Below are 26,384 nucleotides of genomic sequence, written 5' to 3'. Positions count from 1 at the left end.
TTCCCGGCCAGTCTTTTGTCTTTCATCGGCTCTATGAAAGACAGTTCACTGTTCTTTGGCCGGTGTTTTGTCTTTCATAAGCCCTATGAAGGACAGTTTGCTGTTCTTTGGCCGGTGTTTTGTCTTTCATAAGCCCTATGAAGGACAGTTCGTCGTTTCCCGGCAGGTGTTTTGTCTTTCATCGGCCTTATGAAGGACAGTTCGTCGTCTCCTGGCAGGTGTTTTGTCTTTCATCAGTCTTATGAAGGACAGTTCACCGTTCATGGCCCGGTGTTTTGTCTTTCATCGGCCTTATGAAGGACAGTTCGCCGTCTATGGACCTGTGTTTTGTCTTTCATCAGGCTTATGAAGGATAAATTCTCCACGGGGTTAGCTGCTTTTATCTAATTGGATGCTCTATCGGGACAGTTCTCCACGGAGGTTCGTCGCTTTTGTCCAATTGGAGACTCTATCTGGACAATTCTACTCGGAGGTTTACTGTTTTTGTCTAATTGGGATCACCAACGGGACTGTTCTCCCTGGGTGTTTGCCGCTTTTGTCCAATTGGAACGCCTAATTAGACATTTCCAACCACGTTCTTGCTGCTTTTGTCTAATTGAGCTCGCCTGGGGACAATTCTCTCCGAATTGTTGCCGCTTTTGTCTGATGGCGTACACCAACGGGACAGTTTTTCGCAGGAATTGATTTTATTTTTCATCAGAAAGGCATATACGCAAAAACGTCCAACCCGTAACAGGCTGGACGTTTTCCAGTATGGAGCATAGCGGGTTCGAACCGCTGACCTCTTGCATGCCATGCAAGCGCTCTCCCGGCTGAGCTAATGCCCCGTGATATAAAGTTGGGAATGGAGCATAGCGGATTCGAACCGCCGACCTCTACAATGCGAATGTAGCGCTCTCCCAACTGAGCTAATGCCCCGTTTTGTCATGATCACCGTTTTTCATCAGCGACAATGTTATTATACAATGCGAAAAACGATCGTGCAACTATTTTTTTAAAAAAATATTTTCCCGTTTGCCGCCTTGTTTTTCCGCATTGAGGCCGGGGAATACTATTGGAGATACCAAAAAAGGAAGTGGACGGTATGTTTCATTTATTTTATTACCGTTTTTTACGCTGGCCGATCATTGTCCGGATATTGAACTTGGCCCTTGCTGTGATCTTTGCATTCGGGCTGGCTATCCATTTTGTCGAGCCGAAAACTTTCCCGACGGTTTTTGACGGTATTTGGTGGGCCGTTATCACGACGGCAACGGTCGGTTACGGGGATTTGTACCCGGTCACTTTGGCGGGCCGGCTGATCGGCATCATCCTCATTTTATCGGGTGCCGGCATACTGTCTGCCTATTTCGTGGCGCTGGCCGGTGCAACGGCTACACGGCAAAACGCTTTTTTGGAAGGAAAAGCGGCGTTTACGGGAGGGAAACAAATGGTCATTATCGGCTGGAACGAACGCGCCAGAAAAGTGATCGGGCAGCTCATGGAATTAAAAGAGCGGCAGCCCGTTGTATTGGTGGATGAAACACTTGAATCCAACCCTTACCCTTATGACAATGTTTATTTTATAAAAGGAAAGCCGTATCAGGACGAGACGCTGAAAAAAGCAAATGTCAAGGCAGCGAAGGCGGTGCTGATCACGTCCGACCAGCATAAAACGGAGACGGAAGCAGACATGGGCGCAGTCCTGACACTGCTTGCCGTCAAAGGCTTGAATCCGGATGCATATTGTATTGTGGAGATCCAGACAGCCGACCAGGTTGTAAATGCCAAGCGGGCGGGCGCGGATGAAGTGATCCAGGCAAATACACAGGCAAGCTTTGTCATGCTGAACAGCTTGATTTCAAACGGAATGTCCGATACGCTTTTGTCGTTATTGAACCAGCAGGAAAAAAATCACCTTGACTTTATTCCGGTGAAGCCGAAGTGGCGAAATTTGACGGTAAAAGATTTGAGCCGGCAGCTGCAAAAAGAGCGGAAAATTTTAATCGGCATCCAATCAGGGGATGACACCATGATCAATCCGCCCTTGGATTATACCATTACGGATGAAGAGCATTTGTTTGTCGTTTTGGAAAAAGGCAAGTAACAATGCAATTGCAGAACCCTCTTTTGATCAGCCGAAAGTTTTGGCTTACAGTCGATCCTTGGCGCTTTCCTCAAATGAAAAAAAGCAGGGCTGCCCATTGCCCTGCTTTTTTCTGCATTATTTCAAACGTTTTTCGAGTGCTGCTTTTAAATCTTCATAGCCCGGTTTGCCGAGGAGTGCGAACATGTTTTTCTTGTATGCTTCAACACCAGGCTGGTCGAACGGGTTGACGCCGTTCAAATAGCCGCTTACCGCACAGGCTTTTTCAAAGAAGTAAACGAGGTAGCCGAATGTGTAGGCATCGGTTTTCGGAATCGAGACGACCAGGTTCGGTACGCCGCCGTCTGTATGAGCAAGCAATGTGCCTTCAAATGCTTTGTTATTCACAAAGTCAACGGTGCGGCCGGCCAGGTAGTTCAAACCGTCCAAATCGTTTTCTTCTTTTTCAATTGTCAGTTCTTCGCGCGCCTGCTCTACTTTTACGACCGTTTCAAACAAATCGCGGCGGCCTTCCTGTACATACTGGCCAAGGGAATGCAAGTCGGTCGAGAAGTTTGCGGAAGAAGGATAGATGCCTTTTTGGTCTTTCCCTTCACTTTCGCCGAATAATTGTTTCCACCATTCGGAAAAATATTGCAGTCCCGGTTCGTAGTTGATCAGCATTTCGATCGTTTTGCCTTTGCGGTACAGAATATTGCGGACAGCCGCATATTGATAGGCAATGTTTTCCGCTACTTCAGGGTTTGAGAAATCATCAACGGCTTTTGCTGCTCCGTCCATCATCGCCTGGATATCAACGCCGCTTACTGCGATCGGAAGCAGACCGACAGGCGTTAACACAGAGTAACGGCCGCCAACATCATCCGGAATCACGAATGTTTCGTAGCCTTCCGCATCAGCCAGCGTTTTCAATGCCCCTTTTGCGCGGTCCGTTGTCGCATAGACGCGGCCTTTTGCTTCTTTTTCGCCGTATTTTTCAATGAGCAGTTTGTTGAAAATACGGAAAGCAATCGCCGGTTCTGTCGTTGTTCCGGATTTGGAAATGACATTGATGGAGAAATCTTTGCCTTCCAGAACGTCCATTAAATCTTTCATATAGGTGGAGCTGATGCTGTTGCCGACGAAGAAAATTTGCGGGTTTTTGCGTTTTTCTTTCGGCAGCACGTTCATAAAGCTGTGGTTGAGCATTTCAATGGCAGCACGGGCACCGAGATAAGAACCGCCGATCCCGATCACAAGCAGCACGTCGGAATCATTTTGAATTTTTGCCGCTGCTTTTTGAATACGGGCGAATTCCTCTTTGTCATAATCTTTCGGCAATGTCAGCCAGCCGGTAAAATCATTGCCGACACCGGTTTTTTCATGTAAAAGCTTGTGGGCCAATCGAATCGGTTCGCTTAAGTATGTAATTTCATGTTCGTTAAAAAACGCGAGCGCTTTTGAATAATCAAACTGAATATGCGTCATTGTCCAAATCCTCCTGTTATCGATTTACCATCTCCACTTTATCGAATCTTTACCCTTTTCGCAAGGAATGTAACGAATTTCTCACATTTCCTGCATGCATAATGTTTGCGGATTCTTGCCATGCTATTCCTGTACATTGAACAAGGAGGTAGAGAAATGAGCATTGTACAAAGAATTGCGTTAATTTTCACGATTATTGGCGCGATCAATTGGGGCCTTATCGGTTTTTTCAACTTTGATCTGGTAGCGGCCATTTTTGGCGACAATTCCGCGATCTCCCGGGTCATTTATGGCATTGTCGGCATTTGCGGCCTGATTAACCTCGGCCTGCTTTTCAAACCGGATGCCGAAGTGGAGCGGTCCACCCAGGCAAAACCGACGAGATAAGAGATACAGCCTTGGGAAACCGTGTTTTCATTGTAACAAAGGCAGTGCAGCATGCCTGCCTTTTTTTGTGTTTTTTTATCTTATTTTCCTTTACGCCCGCTTCTTTTTTCATTTAAAATGAAGCTATAAAGATGAGCGGGGAAGTGTGCAGCTTGGAAATTCAAATTGTTCAGAAACATGCATTTAACGCAGTCGGGAGCAAATGGACCGGTACCTTCGAACAGGCAGCAAACGGGGAGATCAAAAGATTTTTCCATCAATTTAAGCAAAAAATGGGGAAAATCCGTCATTGCACGGATCCCAGTGTTGTGATCGGGCTTTCCTACCACTCGCAGGATGATGAAGGTTTGTTTTCCTTTTATCTTGTCCGTGAAGTGGCCTACATAGAAGCGGTTCCGGAAGGCATGACAGCTCTGACTGTTCCTTCCTATACATTTGCGGCTGCGAAATATAAAGGCGAAGACGTGCAAAAAGCGTATGCCGAGTTGTATAAATGGATCAGGAAAAACGGCTACACCGTCTTTCAGGGGCAGCTTGAGCATCGTGAAGATTATCCGACATCATACGAACCTTTAACCGATGAACCCGAATTGACCCTTTATATCCCGCTATATATCGAATAATACACGGGTGAGTTTTCCCGCGTTAGGCAAACGATTCTGCATGGCACATGGTTTCAGACAGATGCAACTGGTAAAGCGCATTCAGCATACGATATAAAATGAACTTAAATTTTTCGCGTCAAAATCAACCGACATTGCTTCTTGCAACACATGTAGTCATGTTTCGTTCAACTAAAAAGAAGAACAGTGCAGGATCATCATGGGTTTCAAAATTGATTTAAATATAAATAATAGGTGGAGGTGGGTTCTATGCTTAAAAAAAGAACGGATTTTGAAAACGTTAAAGATTATGCCCAATACACGGAATCTGTGGAATTTCTTTCACAATATTCCTTTAAAGGAAAAAGTTTGAGATTTATGATATGGCCCTCGATGTGAAAGGGGAGGAAAAAGCAGCTACTGATGTTTATGCTAAATTGCATAAACATGGAGATAACGGTGATTTTTCTGGCTTCGTTTTCAACATTGGTATACAGAATTGGGAGGAACAAAACGAACCTGACTGGGACATTCCAGATGACTTTATTCCTCTCCAAAGAAATGATGGCGATGGAAACTAACATGAAAAAATATATCGATGTTTATACCTAATAGGGACCCGCTTGACGAAAGGGACGAAAATCAGCCAATTGGTCTAACGGTGACCTGTGCGTACAAGCGATCTGCATCACGCTTTTCATGCGGCGGCGCTGACAAGTTTTCCGTTATTGGCCATTCTTCCCGCTTCATGCTGTGTGACAGTAGCGGGATTTTCGGCCTGATTTGGCGGCACGGCACTATGATCCGTAAACTGAATGGTCCGCGCAGACTGCGGTATGCCCGGCTTTTTTCGGATAAAAAAAATCCGGACAATCTGTATGCCCGGAATCGCCCGATTATTTTTTAATTAAATCTTCACGTTTTGATTTTTCAATCCACTCTTTTAACTTATCGCGCAGCGTGTTGAACCCTTCCCCGGACTCTTCAGCGGCCTTCACGGCACCCTGACGCCGGCGCGGTTTCCTTGTGTCCTGGTGCGGTGCTTCTTCCGTGGCTTTAATGGAAAGGCTGATTTTGCCGTTTTCTTCGTCTACCGACAACACTTTTACTTTGACTTCATTCCCGATGTGGACATGATCGTGAATATCTTTGACATATCCGTGTTTAATTTCGGAAATATGGACAAGGCCTTGTGTCTCTTCATCAAGCGCTACAAACGCGCCAAACGGCTTAATTCCGGTCACTTTTCCGGTATATACATTTCCTGCTTCATAATTTGACATGAAAACACTCCTAGTATTGTTTTTTCCTGTTATACGCAATAAAATATTATATCATAGTCACGGGTGCCTGTCATTCCCAAAATATTTTTCAGGCCTGGCCCCGGCTGGCACCCAGACATTATTTAACATTTTTATCGTGCCCGTGTTTAAAAAAGTTCAAAAAATTGCTTCAGCCTGCCACCCGCCTATATGCTACAATAAAATAAAGAAATGAAATGGAAAGGAAGTATTTTTATTCAAAATAATCGTTAAGGGAGGGCGTCTCATGAATAGCTTTGGCGAGAAGTTGAAATTTTACCGTGAATTAAGCGGGATGAGCATTGAAGAACTGGCCGTGAAAGCCCGGATTGGCAAGCATACACTCGAGCAGTACGAAACCGGGGAGCAAATTCCGACCACACAGACGATATTAAAACTCTCCACTGTTCTTGATGTAGCCGCTTCCGTATTTTTGGAAGCGCTCGGAAAAAAATAATTGTATAAGAGGTTTAAATTCACTTCACAACGGCTATCCTAATACTACAATGCTTTCTTTAGTGAGGGCGACTTTCGGGAAGCCGCACTATCATAAGTATTCCCCCTTTTTTTATTTTGCGGGTCCGGTTTTCCGGCCCCGTTTTTTGTATGCTGTAAAAGAAGAAAACAGCGCCCCGTTCAGTGCGCTGTTTTCCTGTTTTTGGATTCGCTTCATTGCAGGCCAAGTTGCCCGGTCCGGGATGCGCGGACGGCCGCTGCAAACGGCCTTCCTTATTTTTTTGGAAATTCTCTTGTTTATTGGACCGTTTTTCCAACGCGATACCGGTTTCGAGTGGTTGATTCAGGAACTTCCACGGACGGCCGCTGCAAACAGCCTTCCTTACCTTTTTGGAAACCCTCTTGTATATTGGATCGGCACACCTGCGTCTTTGCCGAGCGCGATCCCTGCATTGAGCGCCCAATAAGGGTTGCGGAGCATGCCTCTGCCGACCGCAACAAGATCTGCTTCTTCGTTTCCGATTACCGCATTGGCAAGAACCGGGTCTTCCAGCCGGCCGACTGCAATGACCGGAACGTTTAAAGCCTCTTTGATCTGGCGTGCAAGCGGCACCTGATAAGCGGCGTGCGTCCCCGGGCGGCCGGCCGCACCGATATGGCCCTCGCCTCCGGAACTAATATGAAACAGGTCAACACCGGCTTCTTTATACGCCTTCGAAAGCGCAATACTTTCTTCAATGCCATACCCGCCATCGACATATTCACGGGCTGAAATGCGCATAATAAGTGGCATGTCGGCAGGCATTTCGCTTTTGGCAGCGGCAATGACTTCTTTTCCAAATAATGCCAAATCCTGTCCGTATTCATCTGACCGTTTGTTTGTATAGCGCGACTGGAATTCATGGATCAGATAACCGTGTGCGCCGTGCAATTCGATCGTGTCAAAACCGGCCTGGACAGCGCGGCGGACAGATTCGCCAAATTTGCGGACGATTTCTTTGATTTCTTCCTTCGTTAATGCCTTTGGTGTTTTTGCATGGTCATCAAAAGGGATGGGGGAAGGGGCAACCGGTTGTTTTGCATCCTGTGCTTTTCTGCCGGCATGTCCGATTTGAATCCCGACTTTGGCGCCGTATTGATGGCACGCTTCCACAATTTTGGCAAGCGGCGCGATCTGCTCATCAGACCATAAGCCGAGATCATTGTCGGAAATTCTGCCGTCCGGCTCCACATCGGTCATCTCCATAATGATCAAACCGGCGCCCCCGATAGCACGGCTGACGTAATGGACATAGTGCCAGTCAGTGGCAACGCCGTCTTTTTTCTCAACGGAATATTGGCACATGGGAGGCATGACAATACGGTTTTTCACTTCAAGCGATTTCAGTTTGTACGGGGTAAGTAAATCATTCATTGCAAAACCACTCCTTACGGCTGTTATTTTTGCACCTGAACCGCTATGTAAATTGGCGGAAAAGTTCGTTCCAAATATAACAAACCGATGTTTCAACCGTCAAAATTTGCGCTCACAGTCTTGTGCGTGGCAAAAAGCTGCTTGATTGTGTTAAAATCATCGTACACTTACATATCTAAATGAAAGAGGGAATGAAGGATGGCTCAAACGATTCCAAATTTAAAATTCAATAACGGCGTTGAAATCCCGCAACTCGGTCTCGGTGTTTTTCTTGTAAAAGAAGAAAATGAGTTGAAAAACGCTGTGAAAGCCGCGCTGGAAACCGGCTACCGCCATATTGATACCGCGATGATTTACGGGAATGAAACATATGTCGGCGAAGCAATCCGGGAAAGCGGCGTAGACCGGAAAGAAATCTTCATTACGTCGAAAGTGTGGAACTACGACCATGGCTATGAGGAAACAAAAGCCGCTTTCCAGGCGAGCCTTGACCGTCTTGGCACCGATTATTTGGATCTTTATTTGATCCACTGGCCGTCACCGAAATATATTGAAACATGGAAAGCAATGGAAGAACTTTACCATGAAGGCAAAATTAAAGCGATCGGCGTATCGAATTTCCAAATCCACCATTTGGAAGATTTGCTGGCCCATAGCGAAGTCGTACCGGTGATCAACCAAATTGAGACACATCCGGAGTTTCCGCAAAATGAACTGCATGAATTTCTAAAGCAACACAATATTTTACATGAAGCATGGGGCCCGCTCGGCCAGGGCAAGAACAACCTGCTTGAGCAGCCTGTTTTGGTTGAGCTTGGGAAAAAATACGGGAAAACCCCGGCGCAAATTGTGTTGCGCTGGCACGTGGAACGCGGTATTGTCGTCATTCCAAAATCGGTGACCCCGAGCCGGATTAAAGAAAACAGCGAGATTTTCGATTTCTCGTTAACGCCGGAAGATATGGAAAAAATTGCTTCATTAAACACCGGGAAACGGTACGGAAGGAATCCGGATGACGAAGAATTTTTAGCACAAACTTCCGTAAGGCCGGAATAAAGATGGGCAGCTGTCCTCTGGGCAGCTGCTTTGTTATTTGCTTTTCCGGAAATGATGGCAGTTTTTCCTGATTTGCCTCCCGCTGACCCAAGGCAGCAAGATCAATCATCAAAATAGACGCATTTTCCAGTCATTGGTATACTGGTTACAAAATACGAAAGGAGCGATAGAAATTGTCTATTTCCATTCCTGAAATCAAACTGAACGACGGGATGACCGTTCCGGCTGTCGGATTCGGCACGTACAAACTGAACGGGGCGGCAGGCGTCCAGGCGATCGTAAGCGCGATTGACGCGGGTTACCGCCTGATTGATTCAGCGTTTAATTATGAAAATGAAGGGGCGGTCGGCGAGGCGGTCCGGCGCTCTTCTGTTCCGCGCGAACAGCTGCGCATCACTTCGAAACTCCCGGGGCGGCACCATGCTTATAAAGAAGCGGTCCAAACCATTCAGGAATCATTGTACAGGGCCGGCCTCGATTACTTTGACCTTTACCTCATCCACTGGCCGAACCCGAGCAAAGATTTATATGTGGAAGCATGGCAGGCGCTTGTCGACGCGCAAAAATGGGGGCTTGTCCGCTCGATCGGCGTTTCCAATTTTTTGCCGGAGCATTTGCAACGGATCATAAAAGAAACCGGGGTTGCGCCGAGCATAAACCAGGTGGAACTCCACCCTTATTTTGCACAGGAGGAGCAGCGCGCCTGGCATGAGGAACATGGGATCGTGACGGAATCATGGAGCCCGCTTGGAAGAGCGAACCATCTGCTTGAAGATCCGGCGATTCAAAAAATTGCTGCAGCCCATCAGAAATCTGTCCCGCAAGTGATTTTGCGCTGGCATACGCAGCTTGGCGCCATTCCGCTCCCGAAATCGGCTTCACCGGAAAGGCAGCTGGAAAACTTGTCTATCTTTGATTTTTCGCTTTCTGAAGAAGAGATGCGCACCATATCCGGGTTAAGCCGCCCGGACGGCAGGACTTTCGGCCAGGATCCGGCAACCTATGAAGAATTTTAAAGACATATTTGTGAACGATGCAGATACGTATTTTGAGAAGGTTCCGGCAATCTATGAAAAATTTTAAAGCCATGTAAAAAAAGGGGCTATCCCAATAGTCGTTAAACGGCTGATGGGAGCCCCTTTTTTGTAAGCATGAGACAGTTGGGTGTTCGTTTCCGTCACGATGACCACAAACGTTTCATGAATCTCACAATCATCTGTTCAGGAGCCAAATGGGACTGCTCCTTTTTTTATAAGCACGATACAATTGGTTGTACGGTTTCCGTCACGATGCCCACAAGCGGTTCATGAATCTCACAATTATCTGTTCAGGAGCCAATGGGACTGCCCCTTTTTTAAAACAAGAACCGGCCCGGATAGAAGCCGGTTCCGGCCATTAATAAACGATGACCGGTTCGTTTTGTTCCAGGTTGTCATAGACGGTTTTCATGACACTTGGCGGCGTGTTCACACATCCGCCGGAGCCGTGGTGGACATAGGCGTCCATGGCCCAGTTCTTCCGCCAGCTCGCATCATGGAAGCCAACACCGCCGAGCGTGAAAGGCGCCCAATATTTTACCTTAACGGAATAATTCGGGTTGCCCGCTTCACTGCCCTCCAATACAGACGGGGACTCTTTATATTCGATGTACCAAACCCCTTTTGGCGTATCTTCGTGTGTATCATGCCTTCCCGTTACAACCCGGGTCGTGACTTTCAGCTTGCCGTCCTTATAAATCCAGATGCGCTGGTCGGAAATCGACACTTCCGCATACGTATCGCCAATCCCGTTTTCGGCCAGGACATGGTAGCCGACGCCGATCGTGCTGTACCCTTCGCCGTAAATATTGTAAGCCTTGACGGTATCCTTGCCGTTTTGAAAGGCGTCCGCAATCCGTTTCGCTTCCGCTTTCGTATCAATCGCCCAGCCGTACGACTGGCCTTTTACGGAAATGACGGAGCCCGCATGCGTTTTGAAACTGAAGTTTTTATGGAGCGTCGATTTCTCCTTGTTCAACGCATCCAGCCGCGACTGGATGCCGGACGGGTCAATTGCTAGTTTCATATCTTTTGAGACGGATGCATTTTGAATTAGTTCACTTGCCTTGAACGGATATTTCTTTTCCTGCAGGATATAGTTGACAGTCTTGTTCGAGAGTTCCTCAAGCTTTTGCTTTTCCTGCTTTACAATTTTGCTGTTTTCGCGGACCGGTTGAAGTTTTACCGGGCGCAAATGAATTTCACTGTTGTATTTTTGTGTGTCATATGCCTTTAACATGGCGGAAATGTCGTATTGATTGCCGTTTTCGCTTTTCGATACACCAATTTTTCCGTCCTTCAGATAAGCCTGTGCATCTTTTGGTGCCTGCAGATGTTGATTTTGCTGTTCCAGTTTTTTGGAAACTTCCTGCTTCAGTGTCACATTGCGGTAGTGATCCGTCCGCCCCGGCATGACCATATAATTTTTCTCTTTAAAAGACGGAATCCATGTGCGCTGGGTTTTGAAAACGCGTTTTACCTTCGCCATATCACCGTCTGTAAAACGGACCTTTGTATCTTTCCCGTCCACCAAAACTTTGTTCCCGACATATACTTTATTTGTTAATGTCATAGACTTTAATTTTTTCATCGCCTGTTCAGTGGTCATGCCGCCGACTTTGACGTTGTTGATTTTGACATGCGGGTTAAAACGGGTAGCCTGGTAATAGCCGGCGCCGCCTAAAAGAATGATGACAACTGCCGCAATGATGCCAATAAGAAGACTTTTCTTCCTGGTTATGGCCGATCACCCCAATAAAGTAGTTTATGTTACAAAAAGATTACATCATTTACATATAAGATATATGAATCAGTCCGGTTATACAAGTCATTTATTCCATTTCATCCAACGTTCACAAATCTTTGGGAAGCGCATGACGCCATCCCCTGCTTTTTCCCCCGGAAACAGCGGTGTTTTAGCCTGACATCTCATCTGTCTGCTCCTATAAAAAAGAAAACACAATAAGCGCATTTGTAATGGCATGCCGTAACCACATCTGCCACCTCCTATAAAAAAGAAAACGCTAATCCGCATGCGGAAAGCGATTTTTCTTCATGATTTCTTCCTCCAGTTTTTTTGCCTGCTTCACCTGCTTTTCATTGATTTTCCGGAAAATGAAAAACACGAGCACCGCAAGCAGCACAAAAAAGGAAAGTGAGATCAACGCCGGGATATAATATTTTTTCTCCTGCGGAAATTGAACAAGAAATCCGATGAGATATGGAAACAATGGCACTTCCCCCTTTTCAACCATTATAACAGCCAGGGACCGTAAATGAAACGGTTACAGCACCGCATTTTTCATGCGGTGCTGTTGAACAGGTTTCCGAAAAAAGCCGCAGGGCAGGCCGGCATGGTAACTCGCGATTAACGTATGGTGATTTTTTCGATGATGACATCGTGCACCGGTTTATCCTGCAGACCTGTACGGACGCCGGCGATTTCATCGACAGCCTCCATGCCTTCCATGACCTGGCCGAATACGGTGTGACGGAAATCAAGCCACGGTGTCCCGCCTTTTTCCATATAAGCTTCTACGACTTCAGCCGGGTAACCCGCCTGTTCCATTTGCCCTTTCATGCTGGGGTCGACCGTTTTGCTTTGGACAATGAAAAACTGGCTGCCGTTTGTGTTCGGGCCGGCGTTGGCCATGGACAAGGCACCGCGGAAATTGAAAAGCCGTTCTGAAAATTCGTCTTCGAACGGGGCGCCGTAGATGCTTTCGCCGCCGGTCCCGTTTCCGCTCGGGTCCCCGCCCTGGATCATGAACCCATCGATCACACGGTGGAACGTCAAGCCGTCATAGTAACCATTTTTGCTGTGCGTGACAAAATTCTCGACCGTTTTCGGCGCAAACGCTGGAAACAGCTTGATCGTGATCGTTCCCATATTGGTCTGCATGTCTGCGACCGTTTCGTTTTCGCGCACGCCCGCTTGAAGTTGCGGATACATGGTTTCGTCTGCCATATGTTTAAAACCTCCATTTGTTTCACTATTCTTGTCTACTTTACTAAAATCCGGGCAAAAAGTCCAAACGTTTTCTTTTGCTTCTTTCCGGCTTTTTCACCATAATGGTAGTAAAAGCGCAAGGGGGAATCAGCTTGGAAGTTGGAGATAAGATTGTGACAACGAAAAAAACCGGGAAATATATTGGAGAAATTACGCAAGTGTTTCCCGACCATTATGTATTTAAGGTACTGGCCGTGTTAAAGCATCCCGCCCAGGGGGATTTGCACCACCCGAATGAAGGGGATGTACCGTTTTTCCATGAGCGGAAAGCTTTGGCCTTCGGAGAACAAGCGAATATCCCGCGGAAAACGGTCAAACCGTACAACGGAGAGATTCCGGATTACGAGGCGTCGCTAAAAACCGCTGTCCGCGAACTGATGGAAAAGCTTGAAAAAGAAGACACACTTTACAGCCGGAAAAGCATCGCCGCGTTAAAAAGTCTGATGAAAGAATACGGCATATCACCCGTTGGATGATTTTTCCAGCGGGTTTTGTAATTGCTCTTAAAAAATGGAATTTAATTGCAACAGGGTGACCGATCAATTAAATTACTATATACACCCATTTCAAAACCATTTGTGCTATCGTGCCACCCTCCCGTTTCAATACCATTCGCCTTATTCCTTTTCTTGCTTCTCCTTTATTTCAAGGATCTTTTTTTCGGAAAGACCTGTTGCTTTTTTGATAAAAACGAGTGGCACCCCAAGCTTAATGAGGTTTCGGGTGATTTTGATTCTTTCTTCTTTTCTTGCTTCTTGTTTTAGTTCATCCTCATACGTTATCATCGTGCCGCCCTCCCAATTCAAAGCCATCAGCCCTTATTCCTTTTCCAACTTCTTCTTTATTTCAAGGATCTTTTTTTCGGAGAGACCTGTTGCTTTTTTGATAGAATCGAGTGGTATCCCAAGTTTAATAAGGTTTCGGGTAATTTCAATTTTTTCTTCGTGTCTCCCTTCTTTTCTCCCTTCTTCTCTTGCTTCTTGTTTTAGTTCATCTTCATACGTTATCATCGTGCCGCCCTCCCCTTCAAAACCATCAGCCCTTATTCTTTTTCCAGCTCCTCCTTTATTTCAAGTATCTTTTTTTCGGAAAGGCCTGTTGCTTTTTTGATAAAATCGAGGGATGACCCTAGTTTAATGAGGTTTCATGTGATTTCTATTTTTCCTTCTCGTAGCCCTTCTTGTCTTCCTTCTCGTTTACCTTCTTGTAGTCCTTCTTTTCTCCCTTCTTCTCTTCCTTCTTGTTTTAGTTCATCTTCATACGTTATCATCGTGCCACCCTCCCAATTTTTGATTTCCTGGTTAAACTCCTGTTGGTATTGACTTTCGAGTTTTATCATGTGGTCCATGAAAATGAAAAGTGTCAGTAAATCCTTTTTATCGAGCTGCAAGCGATCTTTCATAACAGTTAAAACCCGGAGCAACTGCTTTTTCAATTCTAATTTGGTTGGCTGTGCAGCTGTTTTTCCATACAGGGCTTTTTTTGCCGCAAGGATTACAAAAGCAAATGGATTAGTCGATTGCAACAATTCATTTTCATCTTGTTCCGCTATTTTATACACATTGTATTCATAACTCAATTTTGTCCCGAAAAAGTTGTATTCATAACGAGGTGGGGTATACGTTTCGGAGTAATCTTCGGTGTAAATCACAAGCGCAAATATCTTTTTATCATACGCATCAAAAATCCGGTAGAAGTATTGAAACATTCTTTCTGCAAAACCAGTATCTTTCCACCCCTGCACTTCGATATGGACAAGTATCCACTGTTCGCTACCATTTTTCAAATACACTTTAAAAAGCCCGTCTGCTTCCCGGTCACGGCTTTTGCCGTCCGGATTCAGCTTTTGGAACTCCTTATCCAGGTCGTCAGGTGGCTTGTCCCAATCAATCATCTCATACAAGCCTGGTGAAAAAAACGCAACAAAATCTTCAAACAGCGAATGAATGACCCGCTTCCAATGACGGTCATATTCATTGCGCCCAGTCCGCTTATCCATCCCATTCCCCCTTTTCAAGTATTAAAACTATTCCGTTTTTATTATACAACATTTTTGAAATGAAGGGAACACCAATTCGACAAAAATGTTGATTTCAAAATTTTTCGTCTTTTGATCCGAAACGTAGATGGGTGTGAAAACGCCGACTATATTTCAGATGTCTCCGCTGATGTCCGTGAAAGTAGACCAATACCCTGCAAACGCCACAGATTCTATAAATCAACCGTTCTTGATATCCGCTACAAACCTGCCGCCGACCAGCCCCTCCTGATAACCGGTTTTTTCCTTATCGCATTTCATCTGCAAGCGCCAGCAACTCGAGCCCACAATAACGTCCCCATCGATCACAACGCGACTATTATGAATTGAAAAAACAGATTTTCCACCTTTCCACATATGAAGATATACCTGAGCGGACTTGCTGAAAAATCACTTTTTTGCTTCATCTTCTTCCCGACTTTTTGGCAGGCCGCGTTTTTTTCCATGAGGGCTAAAATCTCTCCTAAAGCAGCGGCATATCATAGCTTGGCCGGAACAGTTTGTAGATGGAAACCAATCTTTTCCAAAATGGGATTTACGTTTCAAACATATAATAGATGTGCAGGCGTCCTATACGAGAGTGCGTTTCAAGCATACGATACAAGGGGAAAATTCTCTGTCAAAAAACGGACACTTTTTTACAAGCCGGTTTTGTTGAAGTTTCGGTGATAAGTTTTATAATAATATTTAGTTCAACGAAATATTTACTCCGTATACTTTTGTTTTCATTGCGCAAGGAGGCGATTTTCTCATCTAATGAGCCAGGAAAAACGCAATTTGTATATTATGTTTGTCTGTAACTTTTTAGTGGGTGCAAGCTTAACGATGATCGTTCCATTTTTATCGCTATATATTCAAACATTCGGCCATTTCAGCGATAACTATGTCCAGCGCTGGGCCGGATATATTTTTGGCGTGACCTTTTTGGTTGCTTTTTTTATGTCGCCAATCTGGGGACGTATCGGCGACAAATACGGCTTTAAACCGACGCTTATTATTACCGGGTTCGGTATCGCCGCGAGTCTGTTTTTTATGGGGCTTGCAAACAATGTCGCCACTTTATTTACGACCCGGATTTTCATGGGGATCGTGACCGGGTTTATCCCGACTTCTATGGCGCTCATTTCAAAGCAGACCTCTAAGGAAGAAGCCGGCAAGGTGCTCGGCACTTTGCAAATGGGAAATGTTTCCGGAAACTTATTTGGGCCGCTGATTGGCGGGTCGATTGCAGACAATTTTGGTTTTAAATACACTTTTATGATTACAGCCGTTGCCATTTCGATTGCCGCACTTGGCGTTGTTTTCGGCATTAAAGAAAAACGTTCCGATCCGGCCCGGCGAAAAGAGAAACCCGTTTCTCCCCTTGCTGTTATAAAACAAATTGTCAGCCGCCGGATTTTGATTACCGTCATGGTGATTGCGCTTTTGATCCAAATGGCGAACTTCTGCGTCCAGCCGCTATTGGCGCTGTATGTCAGCCATTTGACAAGTTCCGGCAATATTGCGTTCCTATCCGGGCTTGCTTTTTCCGCCACCGGGTTCGGCAACCTGCTTTTGACAAGGCAGTGGGGCATGCTCGGCGACAAATACGGGCATGCAAGGATTCTCTTGATTTTGCTTGTGCTTGCCTGTGCCTTCATGGTGCCGCAAGCACTCGTAAGCCATTTATGGCAACTGATTATTTTACGGTTCCTGTTTGGCATGGTGATCGGCGGAATGAACCCGAGCATTGTGGCGTTTATTCGTCTCGAAGCGCCGCTCAGCATGCAAGGTGAAGTGCTCGGTTATAACCAAAGTTTCCGGTTTCTCGGGAATGTAACAGGGCCGCTGATTGGCGGTTACGTATCCGTGATCTCCGGCATTTCATCTGTGTTTTATGTAACCGGGGTTTTGTTCCTGTTCGCATTTGCGCTCCTTCTTTACAGTGTAAAATCAGAACAGCGCCGCACCGTCCGGGAAAGCTAAAACGGCAAGATACCCTTTTGATGGTATCTTGCCGTTTTTTTATTTTTCCTTGCCAGGTCGCGAAACTTTTAGCTTTTTTTTGGCACGACCGCAATGGTACAGCGCGACAGGCAAATTAAGTTTTCGTCTTCGTCTTTGATTTTGATTTCCCAAACCTGGGTGCTTTTGCCCCGGTGCACGGCCTCGGCAACTGCGGTTACGGTGCCGTTTCGTTTTGAGCGGATATGGTTGGCATTGATTTCAAGTCCGAAACAGACTTCTTTTTCTAAATCGATCAGCATCGCAGCCCCGAGGCTTGCTGCGGTTTCCGCGAGTGCAACGGATGCCCCGCCGTGCAGGTATCCGAGCGGCTGTATCGTTTTTTCATTCACAGGCATGGTCGCCACTACTTTCCCGGGCTCCATTTGGACAAGTTTTATGCCCAGCGCGCCGATCATTGTATGTTCCAATTCCATCTCTTTCCCCCCGGTTCGGATTGTCCATACATCTTTCAAGCCTTTCTTTCATACGATGTAAAAAATGATGATCCCCGCCTGAGAAAGAAGGTGAGAATATTGTACTACAATCCGTATTATGTTGTTCCTTCCTTTCCATACTATTCCATGCCTTACCGCCAATATCCTGCCGTCCACCCGAAAAAATTTATGGATTCGGCCATGCGCACGCACGCGCTCTTGGCAGATGCACAGCTTTTGCTTAACCGCATTTCCCGCTCTACGGCTTTTGCCGGGCAACTGATGTCTGCTGCACAAAAATCAGATTCGACCGATGTCGGTCGCATGCTGACGGGTACCGGTATCCAGCATATACCGCGCGTGTTTTATACACCGGACGGCCTTGTATTGCAGTTTGTCCACCAGGCCGCGGGCAACCAGGAACCTTGCTGTGAGCTCCGGATGAAAATGCGCTGGTCATAACTTGCGGCTTGTCCATAGCTCTGGGATCCTGCCCCCCGAATTGTTTTTTATAAGCTGTATGAAGGACGAAACCAAAGACGCGGCTCTCTGAATTGTCCTTCATCGGCTGTATGAAAGACAAAATCAAGGGCTCCGTGCTCCGAATTGTCCTTCATCAATCCGATGAAAGACAAATTTCAAATCCCAGAACGGCGAAATGTCCTTCATAGACTGAATGAAGGACAAAATCAATGGATCCGTACCCAGAATTGTCCTTCATAAGCTGTATGAAAGACAAAATCAATGGCTCCATACCACGATTTGTCCTGCATCAACCCGATGAAAGACAAATTTCAGATCCCAGGACGGCGAAATGTCTTTCATAAACTGAATGAAGGACAAAATCAAGGACTCCTTACCCCAAATTGTCCTTCATAAGCTGTATGAAAGACAAAAACAAAGGCTCCGTGCTCCGAATTGTCCTTCATCAACCCGATGAAGGACAAATTTCAAAACCCAGAACGGCGAAATGTCTTTCATAAACTGAATGAAGGATAAAATCAAGGACTCCTTACCCCAAATTGTCCTTCATCGTTTGTATGAAAGACAAAAACGTGGGCACCGCTCCCCAAATTGTCCTTCATGTTTTATCATTTGAAGCCGTTCCAACAAAATCCTTGTTTCGGAACTTCTTGCAACCAAAGGAGCCGGGTATCTTTCCGAAAAAATAACCCCCGCTTGAGAAGCGGGGGTTATTTTTAATAATACGGGAATGGCGGATATCCTCCGTACGGAACCGGTGGATATGGCACCGGAGGGTATGGAAAATACGGGCGTGGCCTTACCAGTGCCCCGCCAAGCAAACCGCCGAGAAAACCACCCAGAAGCGGTCCTGCGAAAAACGGGGAACGTGCCGGGTAATGTGCATGCGGATACATCAAATAACCTCCTCTCCTTCTATTTTTAGTGTATGCATCCCAGCACTACCGGATTGGGCGTTACGCAGACGCTGACTTTTGCCCGTTCTTTTTTTTGCGTCTTTCCTGCCACAAAATCAGCAAAAGCGTTATAATCGGAAAAACCACTTGCATGGGAAGGTGAAGCAGAACAGGCACCACTTTGATGCCCTCATCAATATGTTCCGCATACGTTGACGCAATCATCACCGATGCGCACAACATGATCAGGCCGAGCGGATAAACTGTTCTCTTATAACTGCTCACATGAAACAGCTCCGTAAACATTATGCAAGCCGCATATAAGAAAATCCCTACTTTAAAAAAGCCGCCAACGATTAAAGCCAACATAAAAAATACATCCAACCGCTCCAGAAAATGGGCGATTTGAATTTCCTGGATGGTCGTAAGCAGCGGAAACGGGGAACGCATCATTACATCCACTCCAAGTACACAGGTATTGATCAGCATCGAGATCGCCAAATTTGTACCGCTTAACCACATGGCGGACAGCCCGGCTACCTTTACACCCTTTATCTTGTCTACAAGCGGAAAAATGGACAAAAACGCAATCGTTTCGCCGAAAGGAATATAAATCGTCTCTGTCGCCATTGTTTTCATAATAGGCATGGGTCCGTTTTCCAGTACGGGTTTCAAATAATTAAGGTTAATGAGCCCCGATGAAGTAATCAATACGAAACTCATAATCATCAGAAAATAAACAAAGATGAAAAAGATCTCCCCGGTTCTGGCCATCACTTCCATTCCTTTTTTCACTGCATACATGACGCAAAAAGCCATGATCACTGTGATAATAAATCGCGGTGTTTCCGGATAAGCCGATATAATCAGCATTTCTCCAAAGTCGCGCAGCACCCTGGCAGAAAGATACAAAAAGTAAATGCCCATGGCAAAGCCGAAACACCAGCCAATGACTTTTCCGTAAATCGCCCGCAACCATTCGACCGGCGAAATGCCAGGATAGAAGGAAAATATTTTGTAATAAACGTAAAACAGGAAAAACCCCATGCTCAAGCCGCTTAAAATTGCAAGCCATGCATCCTGCTTTGCGCCCTTTCCGATTCCCAGCAAAAGGGCACTGCCTAGTTCAAACATAAAAATTAACACAAAAAATTGGTATGAGGAAATCTTCACCTTTTCCATATATCACCAGGCCCTATTATTTTAAATTTGAATGGAATGGATTTGTCCGTAATTCAGAATTGGCGATGACAACGTCTGCATGCACTTTCACTTTTAAATGGGCAAAACCATTTTCATTCCAATGATGCTTTAAACTGTGCCACTCTTTCGGGTACTGGCGGTAAATCATTTCCCCGAAGCCGAACACATCACATTGCTCGCGCTGCATATGTCGGATGCCTTTGTTGATTTGCTGCTCCACATTTTTTTCGTATGCTTTTTCAATCCGGGCCATTTCCTTGGAATCCATTACATCAAGCGGCACATCGACTTCTTGTAGCTGACCTGCAAGGCGAATGTGAATATGCATTTCCGGCTTCCCGTTTTTCATAACCGGTTTCATTCCGATAATCGTTTTTCTTACCCGCAGCCCGAGCGCATTTGGATGATGAGCCCAGTCTATTTCTAGCGAAGACATCTTTGTTTTTTTCAATAGCCATGTAATCGTACGGGCATCCTGTCCGCCTACCCAATCAATCAATTTTCCATGTTTTAAGATCCCGATCCCTCCGCTCGTTAAGTATGCGTCCAGTTTTGTTTGATTCTGGCTGTCCTGCTTCCCTCCTTTTTTCGGATCCCCTATCAGCTTGAAGCTTCCCACTACCGCTTCTTTTCCTTCCGTTGTAAAGTCATATAAGATATCGGAAACATCTGTTTTTATTCGCCCACCGACATTTTCTTCCGCATCTTCCAATGTTTTATTGATTTTATTGGTCGGAATATGGTCAATCGGCGTCATCACCTGAAGAATATCTTCCGCCTTACCTTTGCGGGCAATCAGAACGGAAGCAGTATTGCGGAATTCTTTACGCCTGTCAAAAGTATCAATAACCGGATAGATGCCATTTTCCGCCAAGTTTCTGCCAATCAAGAGAACGTTTGTATGAGAAAAATATAGTCTCCTGGAAATTTCCTGGTCTGAAGCGAGAATGGCTTCCTCAATCGTTTTGCCTTCCGTCTGATAGATGGTAACAGGAGGACCCTGCCCGCCGCCGATTTGCATGCCGCTTGGAATGTTTAAGTAATTAACAATTTGATAGGTCAGCAAATAATGCCCGTTCTCAAGCTGGTCAATGCCAATGGCGCTTACAAAGGCAATATCCGTTAACTCTTTATGGCTCCAGCAGCCTGTCAGCAAAAAAGAAGCCATAAAAAGGGCAACGGCCGTTTTCCATCGACTGCTCATCATGGTTGCTCCCCATTCGCATCATTTTTTTGTTTCGGCGGCATTGGCTTTTGATTTTCTGCCTGGCGGACGATATTTTTCTGGCTGAAGAGACGCGGCCTGGCGCTCATCGACCACATTGGCACGCGGATCACCGTATCACCGGAGTTGGAACGAATGAAAGGGGCAATCGGCGCCGTGTATGGCACGCCGAAAGACCGCAAGCTGGTCAAATGGACAACAAGCGCAATCATCCCAATAATGATGCCGTAAAAACCGAAAGTAGCCGCCAGAAGCATAAAAACAAAACGATACAATCTGGCTGAAACAGCAATGAAAAAAGAAGGGGTAGAAAAACTGGCGATGGCCGTGATCGATACCACAATGACCATTGCGGGAGAAACAAGTCCGGCCTGCACTGCCGCTTGCCCGATGACAAGCGCCCCGACAATCGAGACCGTCTGGCCGATCGGTCGCGGCAGACGGAGTCCGGCTTCCCGGAGGATTTCAAATACAATCTCCATCCCAACTGCCTCGACAACAGCCGGGAAAGGAATCGTCTCCCGCTGCGCCGCGAGCGTGAAAACAAGCTGTGTCGGGATAAGTTCCTGATGAAAGGTTGTCACGGCGACATAGACAGCAGGCCCAACAAGTGAGATTAAGTAGCTGAGCACCCGCAAAAAGCGGAGCGCTGTCGCAATGTCAAATCGTGTATAATAGTCATCCGCCGACTGGAAAAATTGGATAAAAACAGCAGGCGCGAGCAAAACGAACGGCGTGCCGTCCACAACGATGGCGAAACGGCCCTCCAATAAATTTGCCGCCACCACATCCGGCCTTTCCGAATGGTACATTGTCGGAAAAATGGTATACGTTTTATCTTCAATGAGTTGTTCAATATAGCCCGATTCAAGAATGGCATCGATTTTAATCGTATTTAGCCGTTTACGGGCTTCTTCAAGGATTTTATCGTTTACAATTCCTTTTATGTACATGAGCGCAACATCGGTCTGAGTCACTTCCCCGATTTTAAAGTTCTCGATCCACAGATTCGGATTTTTAATCCGTTTACGAATCAACGATGTGTTGACACGTAAAGATTCGGTAAAACCTTCACGCGGCCCGCGTACAGTTACTTCGGTTGAAGGCTCTTCAATCGCTCGCTGTTTCCCGCCCCTTGTGCTGATGCTTAATCCACCGTATACGCCGTCAATCAGTAAAATGGACTGGCCACTCAACAGCTCCGAAAACAAGTCATTCCAATTCATGACCTTTTTTACACCGCCAATTTTAATGACGTGCTTCATGATGCTGTCGAGTATATTTTCACTTCCCAAATACCCGTCGATTTCCGGATTGCCCATCAAGACTTCAAGCAGGTTTTCATTGATCATTTTCGGATCATCCAGGCCATCGACGGAAATAACGGCAGCCGGCAAATCATTGCCGCTTCCAAGCATGATTTGATGGATGACAATGTCGGAACTGTTCCCGGTTGTTTTTTTCAACTGTTGGATGCGCGTTTTTAAATCGGTGCCCATGGTCAAAAACGGGATATCCGTTACAGTCCCGCTCGTATCGTCTCCGCGCACAGGTGTTTTCTGCACGTCCCTGCTTTTCTTTGCACTTTTGTTTTCCTTTTTTGCAGCGTTTCTCTGTTTTTTCCACCAATATGGCATACCGATCCTCCTTTTCGCCCGTGCATGGCTGTTTGTAACGGAGCGCAAACTACTGATGAAGATATCTTGTTGTTAGTATGTTTCGATTCGAAAAAAATATGAAAGGAATTGGCATGCATGAAAATCGCTTTCCTGACCGGGATTGTCGCACTGGTCCTCTATGTCTTCATCGCCGGCATTGATTTTTATATGACGAGGGACCTTATTAGCTCTATCTACCATCCGATCGGTACCTTCGATACTTTTTATCCTATTGAAAAAGGCGTGCTGATGTTATGCATCATGGCGCTCATATTTAAAATCACAATCGGTGTGTTGAAACAGGAAGAACGGCTGCAAAAATGAAGAATCGAGTAGGAGGCTAATCATGATTCATTAGCCTCCTACTCGATTTTAATCCTGTTCTGCCATCTTCTCAGCCAGCACGGCCAGTGTCCGTACCATTACACCGGTTGCGCCGGCCGGGCCAAGATCGGTTTCTTTCCCTGTTAAGGCGGTTCCTGACATTTCCAGATGGACCCACGGGGTGTCTTCCGCAAACGCCCCGATAAAAGCCCCGTTTTCGATCACGCGGCCTTCGCTGCCCGGCCAACCGTTCAAATCGGCAATTTTGCTGCTTCGTACGTTCTCTATGTCCGCTTCCGTTACAGGGAAGCGCCAGATGAATTCGCCTGCTTCCTTTGCAGATTCAAGCACCCGTTCAAAAAAAGCATCGCAATTGGCAACAGCGCCCGTTTTATCGCGTCCGAGCGCCGAGACCACGTCCATTGTCAAGGTGGCAACATCAACGATTTGATTGGCACCATATTGTTTCGCATACGTTACGGCATCTGCAAGCATCAGCAACCCGCTGGCACCGGTATCCCGCACTTCAATCGTTTTACCGTTCATGCTCGTGATGACAGTGCCCGTTTCAACAGGCATTTTACCCTGTCCATCGTTTGCAGGAACGCCCCCTGTGGTACCGTTTATGCGATTACCGGTTACGGGAAGTACCGCCACCACGTTTTTTGCCGGTTTCCGTTCCCCGACCACTTCCATGGCACCCAGAATAGCTGCTGCCCCTGCCATGCCTACATTTGCACCGGGTGTGCAACCATCGATCACGGCGCCGGTTCCGACAAGTGCAAGCACATTGCCCCATTCTCGTTCGCCCGCATATCTCAGCACGATCATGTTCGGCGGCTCTTTTGATTCCCCGGCCGCAGCCAAAATCGCCCCCATTCCAAGCTTTTCCATCTCCGTTTTTTTAAGGATTTCCACTTCAAAAGCGTATTTTTCAGCAAGTGATGCGGCGTATTCCGCGAGACGGACCGGTGTCCAAATATTCACCGGCGTATTGACAAGCGTTCGTGCCGTATTCACGCCTTTGCCAAAAACGTACCCACGGTGCAGGGCAGTGCCCACTGTTTCCCCGGGGAGATCGGTATTACGGTATGTACCCGTTTGAAGACTGGCGTTTTTAACCGGCCGGCCTTTTGCTTTTCCGGCGGCACCAGCATGTCCAATGTTCTCCGGTCGGATCTCTGCTTCCCCAGCGACATTAACATGCTCTGCGTTTCCCGGCCGGCCTTTTGCTTTCCTGGGGGCATTAACATGCTTGGCATTTCCCAGCCGGCCTTCTGTTTTTCCGGCAGCACTCGCTTGTTCGGCGTTCCTCAACCTGCCTTCTGCTTTCCCGGCAGCACCCCAATGAGGATTGGCGTTTTGAATCGGTTGTGCACCTGCTTTTCCGTTGGTACTAACATGTTCGACGTTTTCCGGTCTCCCGGGGCCACTAACATGATCTGCGTTTTCCAGTTGGGTTTCAGCCTTCCCGGCAACCCTGGAATGAACATTTGTGACGTTTTCCACCGGTTCCGGTTTTTTCCCGGCAGCCCGGATGTAAACCGCTACTTTTTCGAGCTGCACTTCCGGGATATTCGGCTGTCTTTTGTAACCGGCAAACTGGTATGCGGCCATGGGAGCGGCTTCACCGAGCAACTGCGCGGCTTCCTCCCCGTTGATTGTGCCGGCGCAAAACGTATCGAGAAAAACCGCTGCCGTAGCCCATCTCATTTTCAGGATGTGTTTCACTGCTTTTCCAAACATCCTTTTCAAATGTTCTTTTCTGATTTCTTTCGGGTTGCCAAGCCCGATAAACAAAAGCCGTTTTACAGGCAGTTTTCCGAGGGTATGAATGACAGAAAGGCTGCCGGCGTGCGCGGATAGATCGCCGGATTTTACCAGTTCCGTCAGCTCCCCGTCGAAACGGTTGTCGAGTTTTTCCAGCAAGCCGTCAAACTTTTTTGGAACTTGCTGCAAGCCGATTACAAGGCAGTCTTCCCGGCATTCAAGCGGATCCCCTGTACAAATTTCAAACATACAACCACCTCTGTTCCATTATAGCCGTCCGCTTGAAAAAAACGCACAAAAAAAAGCGCAACCGGCATTTTGCGCTATTCTTCCGTTTCCGGTCTAATATATTGCTGCCGGAACACTTGCATCGTTTTGTTTTCGTTCAGTTCAGCCAGTTCCTTTTCAGTCAGGGACCCGTCCCCCATTTTAATAATATACACATCAAGCGTCTGTTTTCCCCATTTCTTGTAAACATCCGAAACCGTTTCAAAATACAGATCGAGCCGGTTCCCTTTTATGGCGGATCCTGTATCGGCCACAACACCGAAATCGTAGCCTGGGATATAAAGGACCGTCCCGATTGGAAAAATGGATGTATCGGCAGCAATCGTTGAATATAAATCCCGTTTCACTTTCACCCCGGAATAGGTGATGCCGTAGCCGGGATGGTCGGGACTTTTCCCGGTCGATTCGGCCCCTGCCGTATACCCCGTTGCTGTCACTTTCTTTTTCGGGTAATTGCTCCAGTCATAGGCATCAAGGGATGGCTGCGGCTGGCTCGCGGCAATAGCGGCCAATCCTTTTTCCAATGCCCGAGCAGGTACCGCTTTTGCAGCTGCTGCTTTTATCCCCGAAATGGCCTGGAAAGTGGAAATCATTGCCCATATGAACAAAATGGCCATCAATAAGCGGATCATCCATTTTTTCATGTTCAATTGGTTTCACTCCTCTTAGGGCTATTGTTTCCCACGCCGTTCCAAAATATGCGGGCATATAGCAAAAAAACAGCTGATCCGTCTGCCCTTTTTCGCGCCGCCCATTCTCCTATTCTGCAAATGGCGCTTCCAAAAAGCACTGGTTGTTTTATCCGGAAAATTTGCGCCGGCTTTTGCCGGCCGGCCCGCCTCCGATTTAAAGGCAAAAAAAAGCTGCCCTCAAGGCAGTTTTAAAACATCCGGTATCCGTTTTTCCGGAGCGCTTTTATCGCAACACCAGCCAAAAGTGCCCCCACAAGGCCGCTCGATAACACGAGGGCATCAGATAAATGGATGGAGCTAAGATGCTCCCCAAGTTGCCGGAAAGCCGTCCCGGGATCGGTAAAATACCGGGAAAAAGCGATCCGGTCAATCATCGAAAGCGCAATGACCGGGTAAATAAAACAGAGAATCCAGGTCATCCGCAAAAGCATATTGGCAATAAAACCGATACCGAAAAACAAAACAAGAAAAAGGACCATCGAAATAATCAATACCGGTATACTCATAAGCCCCTCCGCATCCCCGTTGTACATCCAGTTTACTGAAAAAACCGAATTTCGTCAAAAGTAAC

At 46.6% G+C, this 26,384-nt stretch carries 27 protein-coding genes and 2 tRNA genes; 11 read left to right on the top strand and 18 right to left on the bottom strand.

Annotated elements, in window-relative coordinates:
- Window positions 1-754: 754 nt before the first annotated feature.
- Together P9687_RS05430 and P9687_RS05425 are read right to left on the bottom strand one after the other, a co-directional pair.
- Window positions 755-827 (bottom strand) — tRNA-Ala (locus P9687_RS05430).
- Window positions 828-845: 18 nt separating this feature from the next.
- Window positions 846-918: transfer RNA gene (locus tag P9687_RS05425), tRNA-Ala, on the bottom strand.
- A gap of 166 nt (window positions 919-1,084) precedes the next feature.
- Between P9687_RS05425 and P9687_RS05420 the strand changes: the two genes are divergently transcribed.
- Entirely contained in the window at window positions 1,085-2,086 is a 1,002-nt protein-coding gene (locus P9687_RS05420; RefSeq protein ID WP_046722001.1) for a potassium channel protein, read from the top strand.
- Between the two features lie 117 nt (window positions 2,087-2,203).
- Here the strand turns inward: P9687_RS05420 and P9687_RS05415 are convergent, their stop codons facing one another.
- Window positions 2,204-3,553, bottom strand: a complete 1,350-nt coding sequence (locus P9687_RS05415; RefSeq protein WP_014097578.1) for a glucose-6-phosphate isomerase — start codon at window positions 3,551-3,553, stop codon at window positions 2,204-2,206.
- 156 nt (window positions 3,554-3,709) lie between these two features.
- Between P9687_RS05415 and P9687_RS05410 the strand changes: the two genes are divergently transcribed.
- From P9687_RS05410 to P9687_RS05400, 3 genes are all read left to right on the top strand, one after another.
- Window positions 3,710-3,940, top strand: a complete 231-nt coding sequence (locus tag P9687_RS05410) for a DUF378 domain-containing protein (RefSeq protein ID WP_014097577.1) — start codon at window positions 3,710-3,712, stop codon at window positions 3,938-3,940.
- 143 nt (window positions 3,941-4,083) lie between these two features.
- The gene (locus P9687_RS05405; protein WP_230951778.1) at window positions 4,084-4,563 is read left to right on the top strand and encodes a GyrI-like domain-containing protein; all 480 of its coding nucleotides are present in this window, start codon (window positions 4,084-4,086) and stop codon (window positions 4,561-4,563) included.
- Window positions 4,564-4,925: 362 nt separating this feature from the next.
- A complete protein-coding gene (locus P9687_RS05400) occupies window positions 4,926-5,123 on the top strand; it encodes a hypothetical protein (RefSeq protein ID WP_014097574.1) in 198 nt (65 codons plus the stop codon).
- Between the two features lie 315 nt (window positions 5,124-5,438).
- On the opposite strand, the gene yugI is transcribed toward P9687_RS05400, so the two are convergent.
- Window positions 5,439-5,825: a S1 domain-containing post-transcriptional regulator GSP13 gene (yugI, locus tag P9687_RS05395; protein ID WP_014097573.1), complete on the bottom strand. Its 387-nt coding sequence runs from the start codon at window positions 5,823-5,825 to the stop codon at window positions 5,439-5,441.
- Between the two features lie 265 nt (window positions 5,826-6,090).
- On the opposite strand from yugI, the gene P9687_RS05390 reads away from it, so the two are divergent.
- Window positions 6,091-6,300: a helix-turn-helix domain-containing protein gene (locus P9687_RS05390; protein ID WP_014097572.1), complete on the top strand. Its 210-nt coding sequence runs from the start codon at window positions 6,091-6,093 to the stop codon at window positions 6,298-6,300.
- A 381-nt stretch (window positions 6,301-6,681) separates the two neighbouring features.
- Here the strand turns inward: P9687_RS05390 and P9687_RS05385 are convergent, their stop codons facing one another.
- Complete coding sequence (locus P9687_RS05385; RefSeq protein WP_104851515.1) at window positions 6,682-7,713, bottom strand: NADH:flavin oxidoreductase/NADH oxidase; 1,032 nt, start codon at window positions 7,711-7,713, stop codon at window positions 6,682-6,684.
- 198 nt (window positions 7,714-7,911) lie between these two features.
- Here P9687_RS05385 and P9687_RS05380 point away from each other — a divergent pair, with 198 nt between their 5' ends.
- Together P9687_RS05380 and P9687_RS05375 are read left to right on the top strand one after the other, a co-directional pair.
- Entirely contained in the window at window positions 7,912-8,769 is an 858-nt protein-coding gene (locus P9687_RS05380) for an aldo/keto reductase (protein ID WP_014097570.1), read from the top strand.
- A 173-nt stretch (window positions 8,770-8,942) separates the two neighbouring features.
- Window positions 8,943-9,785 (top strand): aldo/keto reductase, encoded by an 843-nt coding sequence (locus tag P9687_RS05375; RefSeq protein ID WP_104851516.1) that lies wholly within the window; start codon window positions 8,943-8,945, stop codon window positions 9,783-9,785.
- A 379-nt stretch (window positions 9,786-10,164) separates the two neighbouring features.
- On the opposite strand, the gene P9687_RS05370 is transcribed toward P9687_RS05375, so the two are convergent.
- The 3 genes from P9687_RS05370 to P9687_RS05360 form a co-directional block, all read right to left on the bottom strand.
- A complete protein-coding gene (locus P9687_RS05370) occupies window positions 10,165-11,415 on the bottom strand; it encodes a L,D-transpeptidase family protein (protein ID WP_014097567.1) in 1,251 nt (416 codons plus the stop codon).
- 415 nt (window positions 11,416-11,830) lie between these two features.
- Window positions 11,831-12,043, bottom strand: a complete 213-nt coding sequence (locus P9687_RS05365; protein WP_235221920.1) for a hypothetical protein — start codon at window positions 12,041-12,043, stop codon at window positions 11,831-11,833.
- 131 nt (window positions 12,044-12,174) lie between these two features.
- Complete coding sequence (locus P9687_RS05360; RefSeq protein ID WP_104851517.1) at window positions 12,175-12,774, bottom strand: peptidylprolyl isomerase; 600 nt, start codon at window positions 12,772-12,774, stop codon at window positions 12,175-12,177.
- A gap of 134 nt (window positions 12,775-12,908) precedes the next feature.
- Here P9687_RS05360 and P9687_RS05355 point away from each other — a divergent pair, with 134 nt between their 5' ends.
- On the top strand, window positions 12,909-13,292 hold the full coding sequence (locus P9687_RS05355; protein WP_014097564.1) for a kinase-associated lipoprotein B: 384 nt from the start codon (window positions 12,909-12,911) through the stop codon (window positions 13,290-13,292).
- A 141-nt stretch (window positions 13,293-13,433) separates the two neighbouring features.
- On the opposite strand, the gene P9687_RS05350 is transcribed toward P9687_RS05355, so the two are convergent.
- The 3 genes from P9687_RS05350 to P9687_RS05340 form a co-directional block, all read right to left on the bottom strand.
- A complete protein-coding gene (locus P9687_RS05350; protein WP_233896585.1) occupies window positions 13,434-13,601 on the bottom strand; it encodes a hypothetical protein in 168 nt (55 codons plus the stop codon).
- A 33-nt stretch (window positions 13,602-13,634) separates the two neighbouring features.
- Window positions 13,635-13,826, bottom strand: a complete 192-nt coding sequence (locus P9687_RS05345) for a hypothetical protein (RefSeq protein ID WP_035190870.1) — start codon at window positions 13,824-13,826, stop codon at window positions 13,635-13,637.
- Between the two features lie 134 nt (window positions 13,827-13,960).
- Window positions 13,961-14,815 carry an Rpn family recombination-promoting nuclease/putative transposase gene (locus P9687_RS05340; RefSeq protein ID WP_328228875.1) on the bottom strand — a complete coding sequence of 285 codons (855 nt, stop codon included), beginning with the start codon at window positions 14,813-14,815 and terminating at the stop codon, window positions 13,961-13,963.
- 795 nt (window positions 14,816-15,610) lie between these two features.
- Between P9687_RS05340 and P9687_RS05335 the strand changes: the two genes are divergently transcribed.
- Window positions 15,611-16,819, top strand: a complete 1,209-nt coding sequence (locus tag P9687_RS05335; RefSeq protein ID WP_035184169.1) for an MFS transporter — start codon at window positions 15,611-15,613, stop codon at window positions 16,817-16,819.
- 68 nt (window positions 16,820-16,887) lie between these two features.
- Here P9687_RS05335 and P9687_RS05330 read toward each other — a convergent pair whose 3' ends face one another.
- Window positions 16,888-17,274: a PaaI family thioesterase gene (locus P9687_RS05330; protein ID WP_013860109.1), complete on the bottom strand. Its 387-nt coding sequence runs from the start codon at window positions 17,272-17,274 to the stop codon at window positions 16,888-16,890.
- Between the two features lie 99 nt (window positions 17,275-17,373).
- On the opposite strand from P9687_RS05330, the gene P9687_RS05325 reads away from it, so the two are divergent.
- On the top strand, window positions 17,374-17,736 hold the full coding sequence (locus P9687_RS05325) for a hypothetical protein (protein ID WP_017552033.1): 363 nt from the start codon (window positions 17,374-17,376) through the stop codon (window positions 17,734-17,736).
- Window positions 17,737-18,713: 977 nt separating this feature from the next.
- On the opposite strand, the gene P9687_RS05315 is transcribed toward P9687_RS05325, so the two are convergent.
- Genes P9687_RS05315 through P9687_RS05305 form a run of 3 tightly spaced genes read right to left on the bottom strand, consistent with a single transcriptional unit; the run spans window position 18,714 to window position 22,718 of the window.
- The gene (locus tag P9687_RS05315; protein WP_035189666.1) at window positions 18,714-19,835 is read right to left on the bottom strand and encodes a GerAB/ArcD/ProY family transporter; all 1,122 of its coding nucleotides are present in this window, start codon (window positions 19,833-19,835) and stop codon (window positions 18,714-18,716) included.
- 16 nt (window positions 19,836-19,851) lie between these two features.
- Window positions 19,852-21,060, bottom strand: coding sequence for a Ger(x)C family spore germination protein (locus P9687_RS05310; RefSeq protein ID WP_328228299.1), 1,209 nt, complete (start codon window positions 21,058-21,060; stop codon window positions 19,852-19,854).
- The gene (locus P9687_RS05305; protein WP_328228300.1) at window positions 21,060-22,718 is read right to left on the bottom strand and encodes a spore germination protein; all 1,659 of its coding nucleotides are present in this window, start codon (window positions 22,716-22,718) and stop codon (window positions 21,060-21,062) included. The genes P9687_RS05310 and P9687_RS05305 overlap by 1 nt, the downstream gene beginning before the upstream one ends.
- A gap of 117 nt (window positions 22,719-22,835) precedes the next feature.
- On the opposite strand from P9687_RS05305, the gene P9687_RS05300 reads away from it, so the two are divergent.
- Window positions 22,836-23,063 (top strand): hypothetical protein, encoded by a 228-nt coding sequence (locus P9687_RS05300; RefSeq protein ID WP_014097550.1) that lies wholly within the window; start codon window positions 22,836-22,838, stop codon window positions 23,061-23,063.
- Between the two features lie 48 nt (window positions 23,064-23,111).
- On the opposite strand, the gene P9687_RS05295 is transcribed toward P9687_RS05300, so the two are convergent.
- From P9687_RS05295 to P9687_RS05285, 3 genes are all read right to left on the bottom strand, one after another.
- On the bottom strand, window positions 23,112-25,082 hold the full coding sequence (locus tag P9687_RS05295) for a M17 family peptidase N-terminal domain-containing protein (RefSeq protein ID WP_328228301.1): 1,971 nt from the start codon (window positions 25,080-25,082) through the stop codon (window positions 23,112-23,114).
- A gap of 74 nt (window positions 25,083-25,156) precedes the next feature.
- Entirely contained in the window at window positions 25,157-25,771 is a 615-nt protein-coding gene (locus tag P9687_RS05290; protein WP_081355863.1) for a 3D domain-containing protein, read from the bottom strand.
- A 230-nt stretch (window positions 25,772-26,001) separates the two neighbouring features.
- A complete protein-coding gene (locus P9687_RS05285; protein ID WP_071452009.1) occupies window positions 26,002-26,319 on the bottom strand; it encodes a YuiB family protein in 318 nt (105 codons plus the stop codon).
- Between the last annotated feature and the right edge of the window lie 65 nt (window positions 26,320-26,384).

Origin of the sequence: Weizmannia sp. CD-2023 (assembly GCF_036225245.1) — a bacterium.
In the GTDB taxonomy this organism is placed as follows: Bacteria; Bacillota; Bacilli; order Bacillales; family Bacillaceae_C; genus Weizmannia; species Weizmannia faecalis.
Note: the sequence above shows the minus strand (reverse complement) of the source record. Positions and strands in the feature narration are given on the sequence as shown.